The organism is Mesorhizobium sp. RCC_202, from assembly GCF_041355295.1.
Lineage (GTDB): Bacteria > Pseudomonadota > Alphaproteobacteria > Rhizobiales > Rhizobiaceae > Mesorhizobium.
The window spans coordinates 108081-125407 of the sequence record NZ_JBFUPO010000009.1; the positions used below are offsets into that span (position 1 = coordinate 108081).

Annotated in this window: 16 protein-coding genes; 7 read left to right on the forward strand and 9 right to left on the reverse strand. The window is 62.3% G+C overall.

What is annotated here, in order from left to right; genetic code table 11:
• Positions 1-304: 304 nt before the first annotated feature.
• Together AB6802_RS20840 and AB6802_RS20845 are read right to left on the reverse strand one after the other, a co-directional pair.
• On the reverse strand, positions 305-592 hold the full coding sequence (locus AB6802_RS20840; RefSeq protein ID WP_371012070.1) for a type II toxin-antitoxin system RelE/ParE family toxin: 288 nt from the start codon (positions 590-592) through the stop codon (positions 305-307).
• Positions 593-598: 6 nt separating this feature from the next.
• Entirely contained in the window at positions 599-835 is a 237-nt protein-coding gene (locus AB6802_RS20845; RefSeq protein ID WP_371012071.1) for a transcriptional regulator, read from the reverse strand.
• Positions 836-897: 62 nt separating this feature from the next.
• Between AB6802_RS20845 and AB6802_RS20850 the strand changes: the two genes are divergently transcribed.
• Entirely contained in the window at positions 898-2430 is a 1533-nt protein-coding gene (locus AB6802_RS20850) for an acyl-CoA carboxylase subunit beta (RefSeq protein WP_371012072.1), read from the forward strand.
• Positions 2431-2462: 32 nt separating this feature from the next.
• Positions 2463-3503 carry a lipopolysaccharide heptosyltransferase II gene (waaF, locus tag AB6802_RS20855; protein ID WP_371012073.1) on the forward strand — a complete coding sequence of 347 codons (1041 nt, stop codon included), beginning with the start codon at positions 2463-2465 and terminating at the stop codon, positions 3501-3503.
• Here waaF and AB6802_RS20860 read toward each other — a convergent pair.
• The gene (locus AB6802_RS20860) at positions 3491-5026 is read right to left on the reverse strand and encodes an NAD(P)H-hydrate dehydratase (protein ID WP_371012074.1); all 1536 of its coding nucleotides are present in this window, start codon (positions 5024-5026) and stop codon (positions 3491-3493) included. The two genes, waaF and AB6802_RS20860, sit on opposite strands and share 13 nt — an antisense overlap.
• Positions 5027-5372: 346 nt before the next feature.
• Between AB6802_RS20860 and AB6802_RS20865 the strand changes: the two genes are divergently transcribed.
• Both AB6802_RS20865 and glnA read left to right on the forward strand, forming a co-directional pair.
• The gene (locus AB6802_RS20865; protein WP_018428041.1) at positions 5373-5711 is read left to right on the forward strand and encodes a P-II family nitrogen regulator; all 339 of its coding nucleotides are present in this window, start codon (positions 5373-5375) and stop codon (positions 5709-5711) included.
• A gap of 49 nt (positions 5712-5760) precedes the next feature.
• The gene (glnA, locus tag AB6802_RS20870) at positions 5761-7170 is read left to right on the forward strand and encodes a type I glutamate--ammonia ligase (RefSeq protein WP_371012075.1); all 1410 of its coding nucleotides are present in this window, start codon (positions 5761-5763) and stop codon (positions 7168-7170) included.
• An 86-nt stretch (positions 7171-7256) separates the two neighbouring features.
• Here glnA and AB6802_RS20875 read toward each other — a convergent pair whose 3' ends face one another.
• Positions 7257-8681: an APC family permease gene (locus AB6802_RS20875; RefSeq protein WP_371012076.1), complete on the reverse strand. Its 1425-nt coding sequence runs from the start codon at positions 8679-8681 to the stop codon at positions 7257-7259.
• A gap of 145 nt (positions 8682-8826) precedes the next feature.
• Between AB6802_RS20875 and AB6802_RS20880 the strand changes: the two genes are divergently transcribed.
• Together AB6802_RS20880 and AB6802_RS20885 are read left to right on the forward strand one after the other, a co-directional pair.
• A complete protein-coding gene (locus tag AB6802_RS20880) occupies positions 8827-9429 on the forward strand; it encodes a TetR/AcrR family transcriptional regulator (RefSeq protein ID WP_371012077.1) in 603 nt (200 codons plus the stop codon).
• Positions 9430-9460: 31 nt separating this feature from the next.
• Entirely contained in the window at positions 9461-10627 is a 1167-nt protein-coding gene (locus AB6802_RS20885; RefSeq protein WP_371012078.1) for a P1 family peptidase, read from the forward strand.
• Between the two features lie 101 nt (positions 10628-10728).
• On the opposite strand, the gene AB6802_RS20890 is transcribed toward AB6802_RS20885, so the two are convergent.
• Positions 10729-11769 (reverse strand): glutamine synthetase beta-grasp domain-containing protein, encoded by a 1041-nt coding sequence (locus AB6802_RS20890; protein WP_371012079.1) that lies wholly within the window; start codon positions 11767-11769, stop codon positions 10729-10731.
• Positions 11770-12082: 313 nt separating this feature from the next.
• On the opposite strand from AB6802_RS20890, the gene AB6802_RS20895 reads away from it, so the two are divergent.
• Positions 12083-12277, forward strand: coding sequence for a DUF2735 domain-containing protein (locus tag AB6802_RS20895; RefSeq protein WP_371012080.1), 195 nt, complete (start codon positions 12083-12085; stop codon positions 12275-12277).
• A gap of 74 nt (positions 12278-12351) precedes the next feature.
• On the opposite strand, the gene AB6802_RS20900 is transcribed toward AB6802_RS20895, so the two are convergent.
• The 4 genes from AB6802_RS20900 to AB6802_RS20915 form a co-directional block, all read right to left on the reverse strand.
• Positions 12352-14241 carry an MFS transporter gene (locus AB6802_RS20900; protein WP_371012081.1) on the reverse strand — a complete coding sequence of 630 codons (1890 nt, stop codon included), beginning with the start codon at positions 14239-14241 and terminating at the stop codon, positions 12352-12354.
• Positions 14242-14417: 176 nt separating this feature from the next.
• Positions 14418-15209 (reverse strand): ATP12 family chaperone protein, encoded by a 792-nt coding sequence (locus tag AB6802_RS20905; RefSeq protein ID WP_371012082.1) that lies wholly within the window; start codon positions 15207-15209, stop codon positions 14418-14420.
• Between the two features lie 22 nt (positions 15210-15231).
• Positions 15232-16107: a DMT family transporter gene (locus AB6802_RS20910; RefSeq protein WP_371012277.1), complete on the reverse strand. Its 876-nt coding sequence runs from the start codon at positions 16105-16107 to the stop codon at positions 15232-15234.
• 44 nt (positions 16108-16151) lie between these two features.
• Complete coding sequence (locus AB6802_RS20915; RefSeq protein WP_371012083.1) at positions 16152-17132, reverse strand: RluA family pseudouridine synthase; 981 nt, start codon at positions 17130-17132, stop codon at positions 16152-16154.
• Positions 17133-17327: the final 195 nt, after the last annotated feature.

The window sequence follows — 17327 nt, forward strand, 5'->3', positions numbered from 1 at the left end:
ACCTGCCGTCGAAAAAATCATATGAAACGACAAGGCGGGCGGACGATAACGTCCACTCGGCTGCGCTGTCGTGCCCGCGAGCATCATGCCACGGGGCTTTTCGCCACTTTGTGATGTACCGGAAAGAGGGGCCGATATACCGGAAAGAGGGAAAACAGACGCAACCAGTCTCATTTGTCGAGAAGGCCGGAATCTCCCGGCCCAAGCGCCTATGGGCTGCATATGGCTGAGTTCGCCCCGGAATGCAAGGGGTATCATGTTGCAGTGCAGCAAAATCGACTAGAGAGCAGTCGGCAATATCAATTCAAACTTCATCCGGCCATTTCCTGGCGCCGTGTTGAACAAACAGAATTTCTATCTGAGTTTCCTTCACTCGATACGCGACGATATACGGCGTGCCAGGAATCACCAATTCACGCGTACCTCTGATCTCGCCTACTCGGCCGATGAACGGGTTGGCGGAGAGCAGTCGGGCGGTCTTTGAATGAATCTCGTTGACGACCCGGGCAGCCGCTCGTGGGTTATGTCGGCCGATGTAGTCGCCGATTGATGCAAGCTCGATCAGATAGTGTCGGGTCCAGACAATTCGCACAGAGGCTCATGCCTGACTGTATTTGTTGAGAACCGTCGCTATCTCTTCTTCGTTGGCAAAGTCGCCACGGTCGGCAGCCTCGATTCCCGCTTGGACGCCGGCGATCCACTTTTCCTGCCACGCCAGCGAACGGCCATGGGACAGGGCGTCCTCGATGATCTGATCGCGGGTGAGTGTCGAGCGCGAGGTCAACATTTCGATCCGACGGTTTAAGTCCTCGGATATTTCTACGTTGTTCTTCATAGGCTTATTCTGCCATATCTGGCGAATGCCTGCCAAGAAGTATCGCGCATAGGGACCGAGCGATGAAAGACGTGCTGAAGGAACTCGAGCGCCGCCGCGAAGCCGCCCGCATGGGCGGCGGCAAGGACCGCATCGAGGCGCAGCACAAGAAGGGCAAGCTCACGGCCCGCGAGCGCATCGACGTCTTCCTCGACGAGGGCTCGTTCGAGGAGTTCGACATGTATGTCGAGCACCGCTCGACCGATTTCGGCATGGAGAAGACCAAGATCGCCGGCGATGGCGTCGTCACCGGCTGGGGCACGGTCAACGGCCGTCCGGTCTATATTTTTGCCAAGGATTTTACCGTGTTCGGCGGTTCGCTGTCGGAGGCGCATGCCGAGAAGGTAATTAAGGTCCAGGAGATGGCATTGCGCAACCGCGCGCCGATCATCGGCCTTTACGACGCCGGCGGCGCGCGCATCCAGGAGGGCGTGGCCGCACTTGGCGGCTATGCCGAGATTTTCCAGCGCAACGTTCTGGCATCCGGTGTCATTCCGCAGATTTCGCTGATCATGGGGCCTTGCGCGGGCGGCGACGTCTACTCGCCCGCCATGACCGACTTCATCTTCATGGTGCGCGATACATCCTACATGTTCGTCACCGGGCCGGACGTGGTGAAGACGGTGACCAACGAGACGGTGACGGCCGAGAGCCTTGGCGGCGCTTCCGTGCACACAACCAAATCCTCGATCGCCGACGGCGCTTACGACAATGACGTCGAGGCATTGCTGCAGATGCGGCGGCTGGTCGATCTTTTGCCGGCGTCGAACACGGCCGAAATCCCCGAGATCGAATGCTACCAGTCCGTGACGGACCATGATTTATCGCTCGACCGTCTGATCCCGGACAACGCCAACAAGCCCTACGACATCAAGGAACTGATCCTGAAGGTCGCCGACGAAGGCGACTTCTTTGAAATCCAGCAAAACTTTGCCAAGAACATCGTTACCGGCTTCGGTCGCGTCGAGGGCCGCACGGTTGGCTTCGTCGCCAACCAGCCGATGGTGCTGGCCGGCGTGCTCGATTCCGACGCCAGCCGCAAGGCGGCGCGTTTCGTGCGCTTCTGCGACTGTTTTTCTATCCCGATCGTCACCTTCGTCGACGTCCCGGGCTTCCTGCCGGGCACCGCGCAGGAATATGGCGGGCTGATCAAGCACGGCGCCAAGCTCTTGTTTGCCTATGCCGAAGCGACCGTGCCGAAGATCACCGTCATCACCCGCAAGGCCTATGGCGGCGCCTATGACGTCATGGCCTCGAAGCATCTGCGCGGCGACATGAACTACGCCTGGCCGACGGCGCAGATCGCCGTGATGGGTGCCCGCGGCGCTGTCGAGATCATCTACCGCAAGGATATCGGTGATCCCGAGAAAATCGCTGCGCATACAAAAGCTTACGAGGATCGGTTCCTGTCGCCCTTCGTGGCGGCCGAGCGCGGCTATGTCGACGAGGTGATCATGCCGCATTCGACAAGACGCCGCGTTGCCCGCGCGCTACGGATGCTGCGCAACAAGGACATGCAGAACCCCTGGAAGAAGCACGACAACATCCCGCTGTAAGGGCGACGCCTTCCAATCGAACAGGACCCATCTTGAGCCCGATCCTCGTAGTCAGCTTCCCGGCGATCGGCGATTTCATCCGCTCGCACTCGGCGATCCAGATCATCGCCGAAAAATTCCCGGGACGCCCGATCGACGTCGTCACCTCCTCCATCGCCGCGCCGCTCGCCGATCTTATGCCGCATGTCCGCAAAAGCTGGACGCTGAACAAGAAGAAGCGCCAGCTCGGCCTGGCCGACCGTCGCCGCCTTGCCCACGAACTCCGCGCCGAGAATTACGGCACAGCCTATCTGCTGACCAACACAGCGAAGGCAGCTTTTATACCTTGGCTGGCGCATATACCCGAACGCATCGGCTATCCGCGAGAGTTTCAGTTCGGCCTGCTCAATCGCTTCCCAGCCGACTGGTGGCGGCAGTTGCCGCTGTTGGGCGAAAGGCATCCGCGTCTCTACGAGGAGGTCTGTGCTGTCGCCACGCTCGCCAGCGCAGATGTGCCCGTAGCGGGCTGGCCGGCACCCAAGCTTGTCCTTTCACCTGAACGCTTGGAGGAGTGGCGCCGCCGCAGCGGTCTCGACCAGACAAAGCCGGTGCTTGCGCTATATGCCTCCGCCTTCGAGGATCGACGGGCATGGCCGATCGAGCGCTTCATTTCGGTCGCGGCGGACCGCGTCAAGCGCGGTTGGTCGGTCTGGATCATCGGCGCGGCGCGCGAGCGTGAGGCAGCCCGAACGATCCGCTCCGCCGTGCCGGAGGTCGTCGACTTGACGTCGACGCCGCAGCTCATCGACGCCATGTGCCAGATCGCGGCCTCGACCGCGTTCCTTGGCGTGGATGGCGGCCCCGCACATGCCGCTGCGGCGCTCGACGTTCCGACCCTGCTTATCTTCAGGGCCAATCATGCCTTCGAGGGCTGCCCGGTGAACCGCGGCGTCCGGTTCGTCGAGCCGCCGATTTCAACGCCGAGCCGGATTGCGAGCACACTAGGCATCAGTGCCGACCAAGTGCTCGAGGCGCTTGAAGACACGTTGCGGACCGCGAACCGCGCGCGCGGCGCCGGAGGCTATTCGTCCTGAGCCGCGCCGAAGCCCGGGCCTATGATCAATTCGCGCAGCACCGGCACCATTGCCAACGGCAGATCCTCGGCGATCAGTCCCGGCCCGAAACGGCTGCCCGCCTCGGCATGGATCCACACACCGGCGCAGGCGGCATCGAAGGCCGGCATGGCTTGGGCAAGCAGGCCGGCAATAATGCCCGCCAGAACATCGCCCGATCCGGCGGTTGCGAGCCAGGCGGCGCCGTTGCTGTTGATGGCCGCGCGACCATCCGGGGAGGCTATCACGCTGTCTGCACCTTTGTAGACGATGACGGCCTTGGCGCGTTGCGCGGCCGCGCGCGCTTTGGCGAGTTTGGAGAGCGTCTTATCGCCGGCGATGTCGGGGAACAGCCGGGCGAACTCGCCTTCATGCGGCGTCATGACCAGCGCGGGAGCATCCGGCTTGCTGGCAGCATCGAACAGCGTCGAGCCGACATTACGAAAAGACGTGATGCCGTCGGCATCGAGGATCAATCCCTCGACGCCGCCTTCCTGCCTTGTCCGGCCGAGCACGGCGAGCGCGAAATTGCGCGCCCTGTCGCCGACGCCAAAGCCAGGGCCGAGGACAAAGCTCGACGATCGGCGATCGCCGAGAAAGTCGTGTACGTCTTCAATCGCATCCGTCTTGCGCAGCATGATCGCGGTCAGATGCGCGGCATTGACCTGCATGGCATTTCCCGGCGAGAGCACGGTCACCGCCCCTGCCCCGCTTCTTGCGGCGGCAAGTGCGGCTAGCCGCGCCGCGCCCGTTGCCGACGGCCCGCCGGAAAAAACGCCGACATGGCCGCGTTTGTATTTGTGCGTATCAACTGCCGGAGCCGGAAAGTCCCCGAGCCAGAACGCCGGCTTGTTTTCGAACGTGCGCGGCGCGACGCGAGCGATGATATCGTCGCCAATGCCGATATCTGCAACCACGATCTCTCCGCATCGCGCGCGACCCGGCAAAAGCAAATGGCCAGGTTTCTTGCGCGCGAATGTCACACTGACGGAGGCGCGAAATGCCGTGCCAAGACTATCGCCGCTTTCTCCGGAAACGCCCGACGGCAGATCGACCGCGATAACCGGCAGGTCGAGCTTGGCCGCGATCTCGACGGCGCTCCGGGCATCGCCTGACAACGGTTTCGATAACCCGGCACCGTAAAGAGCATCGACAACCAGTGAGTGGGGCTCCGCCGTGAAGGCAGACAGCGGCCGTCGCTTCAGGGTGCATTCAGCAGCAGCAAGCGCGGCATCAGTGCCTGACCGCGGCTCGCTCTCGGCCCAAATCGCCACGTCGACGCCGGCCTCGGCCAGCAGCCGCACCACGACGTAGCCGTCGCCGCCGTTGTTGCCGGGGCCGCACAGCACATGCACCTTTGTCGCAGCCGGGTAGCGCGCCAGCACTACCGCAGCGACCGCCTCGCCGGCGCGTTGCATCAGTCCATAGCCATCGAGCGGTCCGGCCGCGATCGCCAGCCGGTCAGCCTCGGCCATTTCGGCCGGTGAAAGAAGTTCATTACGCATGGGATTGCCGATCTTCATGCGATCAAGCATTGTCCAGTTTCAGGTTCGAAGCAAACCGTTGCATCCGATATTGCTGGCAACGATGGACGTGTCCGGGAGGAGATCTGCCTGCGAATTGCGCTGCATGCCTATTTTTTGCGCAGACCTTAGGAGGAGCGATGCGCAAGGTTCAGGCGTCCGTGACGCATCCAGTGCCGTGGATGGCGCGAATTTGCGTCGGGGTGCGGCGTGGGGTTGGAATCGCCCTGCCCTGCCTTCCAGGCCTTGGATTGGCACGCTTCGTGCTTGATGGAGGCGCAAGCGGGGCTCATAACCCGACTTTTTGGCAGTGGAGGCCACTTTTTACATGAAAAAGATCGAAGCGATCATCAAGCCATTCAAGCTGGACGAAGTGAAGGAAGCGCTTCAAGAGGCCGGACTGCAAGGTATCACCGTCACCGAAGCCAAGGGCTTTGGCCGGCAGAAGGGCCATACCGAGCTCTATCGCGGCGCCGAATATGTCGTCGATTTCCTGCCCAAGGTGAAGATCGAAGTTGTGCTCGGCGACGAGGCTGTCGAAGGCGCCATCGAGGCGATCCGCAAGGCGGCGCAGACGGGCCGTATCGGCGACGGCAAGATCTTCGTCTCCAACATCGAGGAAGTCGTGCGCATCCGTACCGGCGAGACCGGCATCGACGCCATCTGACCGCAAGCTTCAAATCATTCCAGACGTCATCACACAGGGAAGAAACGACATGACGACAGCCAAAGACATAATGAAGCAGATCAAGGACAACGACGTGAAGTTCGTCGACCTGCGCTTCACCGATCCGCGGGGCAAGCTGCAGCATGTGACGATGGATGTCGTCGAGGTCGAGGAAGACATGTTCGCCGACGGCGTGATGTTCGACGGCTCCTCGATCGCCGGCTGGAAGGCGATCAACGAGTCCGACATGGTACTGATGCCGGATACCGACACTGTCCACATGGATCCGTTCTTCGCCCAGTCGACCATGGTCATCCTGTGCGACATCCTCGATCCGATCTCGGGCGAGGCCTATAACCGCGATCCGCGCGGCACGGCCAAGAAGGCCGAGGCTTACATGAAGGCGGAAGGCATCGGCGACACCATCTATGTCGGCCCTGAAGCCGAGTTCTTCGTGTTCGACGACGTCAAGTACAAGGCCGATCCCTACAACACCGGTTTCCGGCTCGACTCGACCGAACTGCCTTCCAACGACGACACCGACTACGAGACCGGCAATCTCGGCCACCGTCCGCGCATCAAAGGCGGCTATTTCCCGGTGCCGCCGATCGATTCCTGCCAGGACATGCGTTCCGAAATGCTGACCGTGCTCTCCGAGATGGGCGTGCGCGTCGAGAAGCATCACCACGAGGTGGCAGCCGCACAGCACGAACTTGGCATCAAGTTCGACGCGCTGGTTCGCAACGCCGACAAGATGCTGATCTACAAATATGTCGTGCATCAGGTCGCCAATGCCTATGGCAAGACGGCGACCTTCATGCCGAAGCCGGTGTTCGGCGACAATGGCTCGGGCATGCACGTCCACATGTCGATCTGGAAGAACGGCAAGCCGACCTTTGCCGGCAACGAATATGCCGGACTGTCGGAGAACTGCCTGTTCTTCATCGGCGGCGTCATCAAGCACGCCAAGGCGATCAACGCCTTCACCAACCCGCTGACCAACTCCTACAAGCGCCTGGTGCCGGGCTATGAAGCACCGGTGCTGCTCGCTTATTCGGCGCGCAACCGCTCGGCGTCGTGCCGTATTCCGTTCGGCTCGTCGCCGAAGTCGAAGCGCGTCGAGGTCCGCTTCCCCGATCCGGGCGCGAACCCCTATCTTGGCTTCGCGGCGCTGCTGATGGCCGGTCTCGACGGCATCAAGAACAAGATCCACCCCGGACAGCCGATGGACAAGGATCTCTACGACCTGCCGCCGAAGGAGCTAAAGAAGATCCCGACCGTCTGCGGCTCGCTGCGCGAAGCGCTGCAGAGCCTCGACAAGGACCGCGGCTTCCTCAAGGCCGGCGGCGTCTTCGACGACGACCAGATCGATTCCTATATCGAGCTGAAGATGGCCGAGGTGATGCGCTACGAAATGACCCCGCATCCGGTCGAGTTCGACATGTATTATTCGGTCTGACGACCGAACTTCTTCTCATCGATGACAAAAAGAACCCCGGCTTTCGCCGGGGTTCTCGCATGGACAGGACGTCGGAGGGCTGACGCCTATCCCGCAAGCTCGTCGGGACCATGCAAATTCCAGTCGGCGCGCCGCGCCAGGAACACCAGGAAATAGATCGCGGCAACGGCCATGATCGCCAATGTCGCGATCAAGCTCGGGCGGCCGAAGGCTGCGTCGAGCAGGTTCTGGTAGGCGACATAGATCAGCGCGACGAAGGCGAGGATCGCCGGGATCGGGAACAGCGGCATGCGGTAATGCCCGCCCGATGTCGTGCCGTTGCGGCGGCCGGCAAAGACGGCGACGCAAAGCAGCGCGTAGATCACCACCAGCGACGTGCCGCTGACGACCAGCAGCAAATTGAGGTCAATGAAGCAGGCAAGCGCTGCCAGCACCACGACCACGATGGTGGCGATCCATGGCGAAGCATAAGTGCCATGGACGGAAGCGACCGCGTTGTTGATCGGGCCGAACCAGGTCTTGTCGCGGCCGGAGCTGAACAGAAGCCTGGCCGCCTGCAGGATGATGGCGATGACGGCGTTGAAGATGGCGACCACGATCGCCAGGCTGATGGCGACCGTCAGCCAATGGCCGCCGCGCGCTTCGAGGAAATATTCGATCTTCTGCGGCGCGGCGAGCAGGCCGACGAGATCGGGCGCGCCGAGCAGCACGGCGGTCAGCGGGATAAGCTCGGCGGCCACCGTGATCACCAGCGCCCACAGCACCACCTTGCCGATACTGCGCCTGGCGTCATGCGTTTCCTCGCCGAAATAGGCGGCCGCGCCGTAACCGTTGTAGGCGAAGAGCGAAACGGCGGTGGAGGCCAGGATGATGGCGGCTGAGGCCGGAACCAGCGCGTTGCTGGTGGCGTCGAGCAGCTGCGGCGCGGTGAACAGGCTGGAGAGCGGCCGCTCGACATGGGTGAAGCCGAGCCCGGTCAGGATCAGCAGCGCCAGCATCTCGATGCCGAGGAAGATGCCGGTGACGAAGGCATTGAGCTTGATGCGCATGGCCGCGACCACGCCGGCCAGAATGATCGTCACCACGCCCACCCATTGCGGGCTGAGATTGGGGATGAGCACGCCGAGATAGGTGCCGACGCCGAGCGCGATGACGGCGACGATGAGCACGATCGACACGAAGACCAGCACCAGCGTGACGAAACCCCAGAAGCGGCCGAGCGTGCGGCCGATCATGGTGTATTCGCCGCCGGCCATCGGGTAGGCCGACGATAGCTCCGCATAGACGAAGGCCATGAACAGACCGATGACGGCTGCGATCACGAAACTCAGGAATGAACCGGTGCCGGCGAGCGCAATGACGCCGGGCACGATGATGAAGACCGATGATGCCGGCGTCACCGCCGAGAGCACGATCATCAGCGTGCCCAATGCGTTGAGCGCGCGATCCAGGCCCTTGGCGGTTGGCGCGGCCTTATCGACGGCCGCTGTCGTGGCTTCGTTTGTGGACATTGTCCTCCCCTTTTTTTAATTGGATAAAAATTACTATCCGCTGCGGAACCTATCTGCGTCGACATATACCGTCAACAAATATGCGATATGCCGGCTTGCAAAAAACCGCAGGCCAGTTTTAATTGAATTGAATTCAGGAAACGAAATGGGCAGACCCAAGACACAGACCGATCGCCGCCTGACGCTGGTCGCGGCAGCCGAATCGATGATTGCCAGGCGCGGCCTTGCCGGCGTCACCTTGCGCGACGTCGCCAACGAGGCCGGCATGAGCTCGAGCGCCCTGCTCTATTATTATCCGGGCCTCAAGGAGCTTCTGGACGACGTGCAGACAAAGGCCGTCGAGCGCTTCTGCACGCAGCGCGCGGCCTCCGTCGCGGCGATCGCCGATCCCCGGTTGCGGCTGAGGGCGATGATCGACACAGGCCTGCCGACCGACCCCGACGACCAGCTTTGCCGGCTGTTGCTCGAGCTCGGCGCCTATTCGCGTTCGGACGCCAGTTACGCCGCGCGGCACATCACGCTGTTCGAGCGCCAGGTGGCGATCTATGTCGGCATCCTTGAAGCGGGTGCCGCCACTGGAGCGTTCAAGCTGAATGCCGCCAGCGAGGTCATAGCCCGCAGCCTGGTCGTTCTCGAGGACGGCCTTGGCCTGCATCTCGTCAACGTCGTGCCCGCCGTCGACCAATCCTCGGCTCTGGCAATTCTCACCAGCTATGCCGAACTCGCGACAGGCTGCAGCCTTCGCTGAGCCGGCTTTCATCAACGGAGCATTTTGAAGCATGGACCAACTCATAGTCTCGACCGTCACGCCGGCCGGCAAGACGCGCGCCCGCGGCCTCGGCATCCCGCTGCCGGGCACGCCCGGCCCTGCCAATGCCATCACCGATGTCGATGGTGTGCTCGTTGGTTACGCGACGCTGATCAAGGGCGACGGCAAGCTCAGCCTTGGCCATGGCCCTGTCCGCACCGGTGTCACCGCTATCCTGCCGCTCGGCCGCGATGGCGTCGGCATCGCTTGCGCAGCCGGCTATCATTCGTTTAACGGCAATGGCGAAATGACCGGCGCTTCATGGCTGGAAGAGGCCGGCAGCCTCAACATGCCGATCCTGATCACCAACACGCATGCCGTCGGTACCTGCCATCGCGGGGTCATCGACTGGGCGGCGCGCAACAAGCCGGAGGTGGCGCAGCAATGGCTGCTGCCGGTGGTGGCCGAGACCTGGGACGGCTATCTCAACGACATCAACGGCTCGCATGTCACCGTCGAGCACGCGATGGAAGCGATCGACAACGCCGCCGGCGGCGCGATCGAGGAAGGCTCCGTTGGCGGCGGCACGGGCATGAATTGCTATGCCTTCAAGGGCGGCTCCGGCAGTGCGTCGCGGATCGTCGACTACGGCCACCGGTCCTACACCGTCGGCGTTTTCCTGCAGGCCAATTTCGGCTCGCGCAATGAACTCGGCATCGCCGGCGTGCCGCTTGGTGCAGAGCTTGCCGATGACAATCCGATGGAGGCCTATTTCAGCGGCGGCCCGACCGGCGCCGGCTCCTGCATCGGCATCGTCGCCACCGACGCACCGCTGCTGCCCGGACAATGCAAGGCGCTGGCGCGACGTGTGCCGCTCGGCCTGGCGCGCACCGGCACGGCCGGCTCGCATTTCTCCGGCGATATCTTCCTAGCCTTCTCGACCGCCAACCGCGATGCGCTCAACGGACGCTTCCCGAAGGGCGCGCCGAGCGAGGAGAGCTACAGCCATATGGACTTCATTCCCTGGGGCCGCATGGACGATTTCTACACCGCCGTCGTGCAGGCGACCGAGGAGGCCGTGCTCAATGCGCTCATCGCGAATACCGAGATGATCGGCCGCGACGGCAATCGCACACCTGCCCTGCCGCATGCCAGGGTGGTGGCAGCGCTGAAAGCGCGTGGTGTGGTTGCCGGCTGACAGGCCAGCCATTCCTGCAATCGACTCGCAAAAAGCCCCAGCGTTTCCCTGCTGGGGCTTTTTTATCTTCAATGGCCTTGTGGCCTACGCCATCAAACCAATCAGGCTGCGGCCGAAACCTTCGCGTCGGTCGAAACCTCCGAGATCGTCTTCAGCACCTGCGAAGCGATCTGGTAGGGGTCGCCCTGCGAGTTCGGGCGGCGATCTTCCAGATAGCCCTTGTAGTCATTCTTGACGAAGGAATGCGGGACGCGGATCGAGGCGCCACGGTCGGCGACGCCGTAGCTGAACTTGTTCCACGGCGCGGTCTCGTGCTTGCCGGTCAGGCGCTTGTCGTTGTCCGGGCCATAGACGGCGATGTGGTCCATCAGGTTCTTGTCGAACTGGGCCATCAGCGCCTCGAAATAGGCTTTGCCGCCGACTTCGCGCATGTAGGTGGTGGAGAAGTTGCAGTGCATGCCCGAGCCGTTCCAGTCGGTGTCGCCGAGCGGCTTGCAGTGGAATTCGATGTCGATGCCGTAAGTCTCGGTCAGGCGCAGCAGCAGGTAGCGCGCTATCCACATCTGGTCGGCGGCCTTCTTGGAGCCCTTGCCGAAGATCTGGAATTCCCACTGGCCCTTGGCCACTTCGGCGTTGATGCCTTCATGGTTGATGCCGGCGGCCAGGCAGAGGTCGAGATGCTCCTCGACGATCTTGCGGGCGACATCGCCGACATTCTTGAAACCGACGCCGGTGTAGTACGGGCCTTGCGGGGCCGGATAGCCGCTTTCGGGGAAGCCCAGCGGACGGCCGTCCTTGTAGAAGAAATATTCCTGCTCGAAGCCGAACCAGGCGCCCTCGTCGTCGAGGACGGTAGCGCGCTTGTTGGAGGCATGCGGCGTCACGCCATCGGGCATCATGACTTCACACATGACCAGCACGCCATTGGTGCGGGCCGGATCCGGATAGACGGCGACGGGCTTCAGCACGCAGTCCGAGCTGTGGCCCTCGGCCTGGTTCGTCGAGGAGCCATCGAAGCCCCACAGCGGCAGCTGCTCGAGCGTCGGGAACTCGGCAAACTCCTTGATCTGGGTCTTGCCGCGCAGGCTGGGGGTCGGGACATATCCGTCTAGCCAGATATACTCGAGCTTGTATTTGGTCATTCCAGTGCCTCTCGTTGCTAGGACGCCGTATGTGGGCGGCATCAACGCATGGCCGGACTGGGCCGGCCTGCCGATCGTTAAAAAGCAAATCGTATGCCACTCGGCTGATGGCGGGTGCGGCAAAATGGTCATGGCAAGACGTTGATTTTGCTGAGCCATCTCAGCAATGCGTGCGGATCGTTCAGGCGCCGATTTTGCTCAAATCATAGGCAAAAGATGATCTTTTTGTAGGCATATTGCCTAAAGGAATCGCAGAACCTATCTTGATGGAAAGCTGAATCGATAGCCCCTGGAAAAGTAAGGAGGGCAGCCAATGCAAGTCACGCAACCGCGCCCGTCGGCAAAGATCCTGATGTTCCCGCTCGCAGCCCGCAAGTCTGCCTCAAATTTAGGCGCCAAGGCGAAATTCGCGGCAGAGCTGGCATCGTTGCGCGGCGAGCATACCGACTTCGACGGCTGGTACCACGAAGCGGCCGTCGAGGAAGAAAATCACCAGCGTAAGAGCTGATCCGCTTCATCCCTTCCGACAAGAAAACCCGGCGCGATTGCTCGCGCCGGGTTTTCTATTGGATGTCCTGACGATCAGTCCTTGGCGTGCAAGTCGGTGCCAAGCGTATCCTTGACGAAGATCATGCCGATGATCAGCGTCATCGCGGCGATGATCACCGGATACCAGAGACCGAAATAAATATCGCCCTTGTAGGCGCTGAACGCGAACACGATCGCGGGCAGCAGGCCACCGAACCAACCGTTGCCAATGTGGTAAGGCAGCGACATGCCGGTGTAGCGGATGCGGGTCGGGAACATCTCGACCAGGATCGCGGCGATGGGGCCATAGACCATGGTCACGAAGATCACGAGGATGAACAGGATGCCGATCGTCATCGGCCAGTTGACCTGGGCCGGATCGGCGACCATGGCGAACGGACCGCCGCCCGGGATGTTGTAGACTGTGACCTCCGGCGCACCGGCCGCTTCATCCTTGGTCAGCAGCTTGTCGCTGATTGCCTTATCGATCGGAACCGTCGCCTTCTCGCCGCTGCGGATTGCCGCGGCGTCGAGCTTCAGCTCCGGGTTGGCCGCGATGAAGGCGTCCAGCTTCTGGTCAGGTATCTTGATCGCCGCGCGCTTCAGCGGATAGCCGCCGTCCTGCAGCGACATGTTGACCGCCTTGACGAAGGCTGCGTCCTTGGCTTTGGCCTGGTCGCCGGCCGCGACGGCGTCGTAGGACGGCACCGTTTCGTTGCCGATCTTGACCGTGGCCGCCGTGCCGGGTGCAGCCGTAGAAACGACGTCGTAAGGCACCGAGTTCTTGGTCAGGAACGAAGTTGCGATATCACAAGACGTCGTGAACTTGGCGGTGCCGACCGGGTTGAACTGGAACTTGCAGTCGCCCGGCGCGGTCGTCACAGTGGCGCGTGTGTTCTGCTGGGCGGCGGCAAGAGCCGGGTTGGCCGCCTTGGTCAGCGCTTTGAACAGCGGGAAGGTGCAGACGATGGCAAGCGCGAGGCCGGCCATGATGATCGGCTTGCGGCCGATCTTGTCGGACAGCCAGCCGAACACGACGAAGAAGATCGAGCCAAGCGCCAGGGCAATCGCAATCATGATATTGACCGATTGCGGATCGACCTTGAGCACGTTCTGCAGGAAGAACAGCGCGTAAAACTGGCCGTTGTACCAGACGACGGCCTGACCGGCGGTAAGGCCGAGCAGCGCGAGCAGCGCGATCCTGGCGTTCTTCCACTGGCCGAAGGCTTCGGTCAGAGGCGCCTTGGAACCCTTGCCCTCATCCTTCATCTTCTGGAAGGTCGGAGACTCCGAGAGCGACAACCGGATCCAGATCGAAACGGCGAGCAGCAGGAAGGAGACGATGAAAGGAATGCGCCAGCCCCAGGCAGCGTAGGTTTCCTTACTGAGCGAGCCTTGCACGATCAGGATGACGATCAGCGACAGGAACAGACCGAGTGTGGCCGTCGTCTGGATCCACGATGTGTAGAAGCCACGGCGATCGTCCGGCGCGTGTTCAGCGACATAAGTCGCGGCACCACCATATTCGCCACCCAGCGCAAGCCCCTGCAGCATTCGCAGGATAATTAGGATCACGGGTGCCAAGATGCCCAGGGTTGCGTAGCCGGGAAGCAAGCCGACCAGGAAGGTCGACAGGCCCATGATCGTCATGGTGACGAGGAAGGTGTATTTGCGGCCGACGAGATCGCCGATGCGGCCGAAGACCAGCGCGCCAAACGGGCGGACAAGAAAGCCGGCGGCAAAGGCAAGCAGCGCGAAGATGTTTCGCGTGGCTTCCGGGATTGCCGGGCTGAAGAAGGTCGAGCCGATAAAGGCCGCCAGCGAGCCGTAGAGATAGAAATCGTACCATTCGAATACGGTGCCGAGCGAGGAAGCGAAGATGACTTTCTTCTCTTCCCGCGTCATGCCGCGGCTTGTTCCGCCGGCGGTCGATGCCATTGCCATTGAACTGTCCTCCCGTGGGATCCCGTCTGTCCTCGATGGCTGCGCGCGACAGTCCGCCTTCCTCCGAATGCGGACTCAAAAAACGCAGCCACGGGTGAAAAAATGACAGAAAGGAGCCGGCAACGGCAGAGCGACGATGGGATTATGACTTTCGTATTAGGTGCAGTGCGGTACGCTTAACCCTGCAGCGCCTCGAGCAAGCTGACAGCCGCCATCATGTCGCGTTTGCGTGCCGAGCGGCGGGCGACCGCTTCGGCGTCATGGCCCCAGTGCTCGATCTGCCAGTCCTCATCGACATGGGCGGCAAGCCAGGCTTCCTCGCCGTCGATCTCGCCGAAATCGACCGCGAGCGCCAGCAGCGCCGAGCCGGTCAGCGAGGTCATGACATGGATGGCGGCCAGCCGCATCGGTTCGGCGCGCTGCCCAAGATGCGAGCTGAGCACGGCAATCGTCTCACGTGGCTGCTCGACATGGATGACGCCCTCGGCAAGATTGAAACGCGCGCCAAGGCGGCCGCGTGCCCAGTCGAGCACCGGATCCCAGTGCTTGTTCTGGCGATCGACCAGGCCTTGCGGAGCGTCGGCGCGGTAGCAGAGCAGATCGGATGACGCAAAACGCAGCACATCCTCCAGCACAGCCTGCGGATCGGTGGCGACGCCGTCGACGGCGGTGTTGACGAGGCGCATGACCGGCATCGTCACCGGGTCGATGACCTCACCCTGCGCGGCAAACTCATCGGCCACCAGGTTTGCGGCCTTTTCGGTCGGCAACACCATCACCGCCTTGCCCGGTGTGCGCACCGGACGGCCGTCGAGATGCACGGCAAGGCCGTTTTCGACCGGCGCCACCGAGACATCTTTGTAAAAACGCTTCGGCAGCGGCGTCTTCATCTGCAGCTGGGCACGGCGCACCGGATCCGGATCGGACAGCAGTTTTCCTGCTTCGAGGTCTTCAAGAATATCGCGCATATCGATTCGATTCCGTAGACTACTAGGGCGCCGGCTGCCTTCGCGCCGGCCGGTTGACGATGATCAGGCCAGCCGCGATCAGCGCCAGCGCCACAAAAATCCGGACCGTCGGCGGCTCACCCAAAATGACCGCGCCGCACAGCACGCCGAACACCGGCGACAGGAAGGCGAAGCTCGACAGGCCGGACGCCGGATAGCGCCGAAGCAGCCAGAACCACAATACATAGGTGAAGGCGACGACATAGAAAGACTGGAAGAGCAGCGCCCATGTCGCCAAGGCGTTGACGTTGCGGATCGGCGGACCGGCGAACGGCAGCACCAGGAGGCCGACAATTGCAGCGCCGGCCAGTTGGTAGAGCAGAAGTTTCTCAGCGCTGGTTTGGACCAGCTTCGAGCGTTTGATGACGATACTGGTGGATGCCCACAGGACGCCGGAGCCGAGGCTGAGCAGGTCGCCGGTCAGCGTCGCGTCGGTGCCGGCGACGATGCCGTCGGAAAAGACCGCCGCAAGACCGCAGAAGGCGAGGATGAGCCCGGCGAGCTTGCGCGTATTGATGCGTTCGCCAAGCAGGAAATGGCCGCCGATCAGCACCCAGAACGGCATGGTGTTGACCAAGAGCGTGTTGCGGGCAACGGTGGTGTATTCCAGCCCGACATAAAGGCACAGGAACTCGACACCGAAGAGCACGCCGACCATGATCCCCGCGATCAGCGTGCCGTCGGCTTCGAACAGCCTGATGCCGCGCAGACGGCACCAGGCGAACACACAGAGCCCGCCGATGATCGAACGCGCGATCGAGACGAAGACAGGATCGTAGCCGGCATAGGAGATCTTGGCGGCGACGTAGTTCAGCCCCCAGGAGAAGGTCAGCCCGACCATGATGAGGACCGCCGCCATATCGACAGCGTCGCGGCGATCCAATGCGGGCACGACGGCCACTATCAGTCCTCCGCGCTGGCGTCGTCGAAGCCGATCAGGTTCCAGCTCTGGCGCATATGCGGCGGCATCGGCGCGGTGACGTCGATGACGCCTTTGTCGGGATGCGGAATGACGATGCGGCGCGCATGCAGATGCAGGCGGTTCTGGATGCCGCCCGGGAAATCCCAGTTGGTATCGGCCTCGAAATATTTCGGGTCGCCGATGATCGGGCAGCCGATATAGGCGGCATGAACGCGAAGCTGGTGCGTGCGGCCGGTATAGGGCTCCATCTCCAGCCAGGTCATAGTCTGCGCCGCCTGCTCGATGATGCGGTAGAAGGACACGGCATGGTCGGCGCCTTTTTCACCGTGTGCCGCCACGCGCACACGATCGCCGTCCTCGGTCGGCTCCTTGATCAGCCAGGTCGAGATCTTGTCCTCGCGCTTCGGCGGCACGCCCTTGACCAGCGCCCAATAGGTCTTCTTCGTCTCGCGTGCCCGGAACGCTTCCGAAAGCTTCATCGCCGCAAGCCTGGTGCGGGCAACCACCAGCACGCCGGACGTATCGCGGTCGAGCCGGTGCACCAGGCGTGGCTTCTCGCCCTTCTGGTTGCGCCAGGCCTCCAGCATGTCGTCGACATTGCGGGTGACGCCTGAGCCGCCCTGCACGGCGAGGCCCGCCGGCTTGTTGAAGACGAAGACCTTCGGGTCCTCATGGATCAGCATCTTCGCCAGGACATCGGCATCGCCCTGGTTGCGGATCGAGTGGCCGGTCAGCGCGCTCTCGCCCTTCTTGTCCACCTCGAGTGGCGGGATGCGGACAACCTGGCCAGGCTCGACGCGGCTGTCGGCCTTGACGCGGCCGCCATCGACACGGATCTGGCCGGAGCGCAGCAGCTTCTGCAGGTGGCCGAAGCCTAGGCCGGGGAAGTGGGTCTTGAACCAGCGATCGAGCCGCATGCCCGCTTCGCCGGCCTCCACCGTGATCTGTTCAACGCCTGCCATGACTTCGCTTTTCCATTTGAAGCGGCGCCATAGCACTAAGACAGCTAGGTTGCGAGCCAAAGACCCAACTTAGCGCGACGATTGCCCCAATCGTCGCGGCTTTAATGCGGTTAGTTGTCCGCCGGCGGCGGCACGGCGCAGATCGTCGAGCCTTGCGGCGCCATAGGATAATGGTGCTAGAGACCGTTTCGACGG

Bases quoted from the DNA above. Each gene is read 5' to 3' on its own strand.
- AB6802_RS20910 (WP_371012277.1), bottom strand. From the start codon at position 16,107: ATGGCGGCGGTCCTCATCATGGTCGGGCTGACCTTCTCCTGGGGGCTG.
- AB6802_RS20895 (WP_371012080.1), top strand. From the start codon at position 12,083: ATGCAAGTCACGCAACCGCGCCCGTCGGCAAAGATCCTGATGTTCCCG.
- AB6802_RS20885 (WP_371012078.1), top strand. From the start codon at position 9,461: ATGGACCAACTCATAGTCTCGACCGTCACGCCGGCCGGCAAGACGCGC.
- AB6802_RS20880 (WP_371012077.1), top strand. From the start codon at position 8,827: ATGGGCAGACCCAAGACACAGACCGATCGCCGCCTGACGCTGGTCGCG.
- AB6802_RS20875 (WP_371012076.1), bottom strand. From the start codon at position 8,681: ATGTCCACAAACGAAGCCACGACAGCGGCCGTCGATAAGGCCGCGCCA.
- glnA (WP_371012075.1), top strand. From the start codon at position 5,761: ATGACGACAGCCAAAGACATAATGAAGCAGATCAAGGACAACGACGTG.
- AB6802_RS20900 (WP_371012081.1), bottom strand. From the start codon at position 14,241: ATGGCAATGGCATCGACCGCCGGCGGAACAAGCCGCGGCATGACGCGG.
- AB6802_RS20905 (WP_371012082.1), bottom strand. From the start codon at position 15,209: ATGCGCGATATTCTTGAAGACCTCGAAGCAGGAAAACTGCTGTCCGAT.
- AB6802_RS20915 (WP_371012083.1), bottom strand. From the start codon at position 17,132: ATGGCAGGCGTTGAACAGATCACGGTGGAGGCCGGCGAAGCGGGCATG.
- AB6802_RS20850 (WP_371012072.1), top strand. From the start codon at position 898: ATGAAAGACGTGCTGAAGGAACTCGAGCGCCGCCGCGAAGCCGCCCGC.
- AB6802_RS20865 (WP_018428041.1), top strand. From the start codon at position 5,373: ATGAAAAAGATCGAAGCGATCATCAAGCCATTCAAGCTGGACGAAGTG.
- AB6802_RS20845 (WP_371012071.1), bottom strand. From the start codon at position 835: ATGAAGAACAACGTAGAAATATCCGAGGACTTAAACCGTCGGATCGAA.
- AB6802_RS20890 (WP_371012079.1), bottom strand. From the start codon at position 11,769: ATGACCAAATACAAGCTCGAGTATATCTGGCTAGACGGATATGTCCCG.
- AB6802_RS20860 (WP_371012074.1), bottom strand. From the start codon at position 5,026: ATGCGTAATGAACTTCTTTCACCGGCCGAAATGGCCGAGGCTGACCGG.